This is a genomic window from Megasphaera sp. NM10, from assembly GCF_000417505.1.
In the GTDB taxonomy this organism is placed as follows: domain Bacteria; phylum Bacillota; class Negativicutes; order Veillonellales; family Megasphaeraceae; genus Megasphaera; species Megasphaera intestinihominis.
On sequence record NZ_APHY01000101.1, the window covers coordinates 1 to 1,525 of the forward strand.

At 33.4% G+C, this 1,525-nt stretch carries 3 protein-coding genes; 2 read left to right on the top strand and 1 reads right to left on the bottom strand.

Annotation, left to right across the window (positions count from 1 at the left end; all coding sequences use genetic code 11):
- Positions 1–718: UvrD-helicase domain-containing protein (locus tag NM10_RS12260; RefSeq protein WP_020311857.1), on the top strand; the 718-nt coding region annotated here is incomplete at its 5' end.
- A 220-nt stretch (positions 719–938) separates the two neighbouring features.
- Positions 939–1,334, top strand: coding sequence for a hypothetical protein (locus NM10_RS12265; protein ID WP_020311858.1), 396 nt, complete (start codon positions 939–941; stop codon positions 1,332–1,334).
- 59 nt (positions 1,335–1,393) lie between these two features.
- On the opposite strand, the gene NM10_RS15355 is transcribed toward NM10_RS12265, so the two are convergent.
- Positions 1,394–1,525 (bottom strand): integrase core domain-containing protein (locus tag NM10_RS15355; RefSeq protein ID WP_147675888.1); only part of this gene is annotated, 132 nt, incomplete at its 5' end.

Below are 1,525 nucleotides of genomic sequence, written 5' to 3' on the forward strand. Positions count from 1 at the left end.
TCAGATCWKTGTTTACCCCAGTATGGGGCATAAAGTAGATTCATGCAATACCGATTTACACAAACTATTTTACACTCCCGAGTTTTATGAGGCTATCTATGTAGACGAGTTTCAAGATTTTAGAGAAAAAGATTTTGAAATTATTAAGATGATGGTTTTAAATGTGGAAAATATCTTATTGGTAGGAGATTATTACCAGCATTCTGTTTCGGGAAAGAATAATACAGGAATGCCATTCAAAGATGGAAAGAAATCAATCTCTTATGAGCAGTTTATATCTGAATTAGCTAGCTGTGGTTTTGAAGTGGATTCTCACTCACTGAATAAATCTCGGAGATGTTCTGCAGAGGTTTGTACTTTTATTCGAGAAAAACTTGGCATTAAAATTTTTTCGAAAGATATTCATCAGGGGAAAATTATCGAAGTACCTGAGGATAGAGTCAAAGAGATTATAAGTAATGATGATATTGTTAAACTTGTCTATAGCAATGCTAAAAGTTATAATTGCTTCTGCAAAAATTGGTCATATTCTAAAGGGGATACATATGATTCGATATGTGTTGTTTTGACAGAGAAATCGAATAATATCTTTAAAGAGAATTGGAATAATAATTTATCAGAAAGTTCAAGAAATAAATTATATGTTGCATTAACTCGTTCAAGCGGTGATGTATATATTATGTCATCACAACAATTTGCTCGTGAAGTGTCTAAATAGATATAAGATATTTTCGCTATTACTATTCTTGAATCATTTTTACCAAGCATTTGCTTATCTTCAAGTCTATCAACTCCAACGGAAGTTGACAAACTGGCTCTATTTTTTCTATTTATGGAAAACTTGATGTATAATTAAATTATCTTAGAGTACCTTTGCATATGTATTTGTGTTGATGATAAGAGCAGTATCTTGTTGAAAAAATATACGAGGTAAGATAATGAATTATATTGAGGAAATAAAAGAACGAATATCTACTGGCGAAATCCAAGAGGCTTCAACGGATTTGCTTGAAGATGCACTTGACGCTGTTTTAGGGAATCCGATATCTGTTGGAAAAATTATCATTACTCTCACTAAATCTGCTTTTTTTATTCGTGAACGATTATTTTGGTCTAAAATGGAAAAGTTTCTTAACGGAGTTTGCTTAAGTAAAGATGATTGTGATAAATTACAGGTCAAACTTATAGAGAATGGCGAAAAGAAGGAGACTGCTTTTCGATTAGTGAATATTATTGACAGAGCAGAGACACTGCAAAAAATTAGTTATTTAATTAATGCGACTCGATGCTTACTTGAAAATCTCATTGATAGGGAAACCTATTTCAGGATATAATGGGCCCCTTGTCAAGACCACGTTCTAAAATTTTAAGAGTGGCAGTAAGCAGAATTATTCTAAGCAGCGAAGCAAGCAAAGTAAAACTCGTTGGGAACCTTGTAGCCTAATGCCTCGTGGGGCCGTATGTTGTTGTAATCATCTACGTATTGGTTAATCAGACGTCGAAGCTCTCTTGGGGTGCGATCTGA

Coding starts and splice junctions, on each gene's coding strand:
- NM10_RS12265 (WP_020311858.1), top strand. CDS start 939: ATGAATTATATTGAGGAAATAAAAGAACGAATATCTACTGGCGAAATC.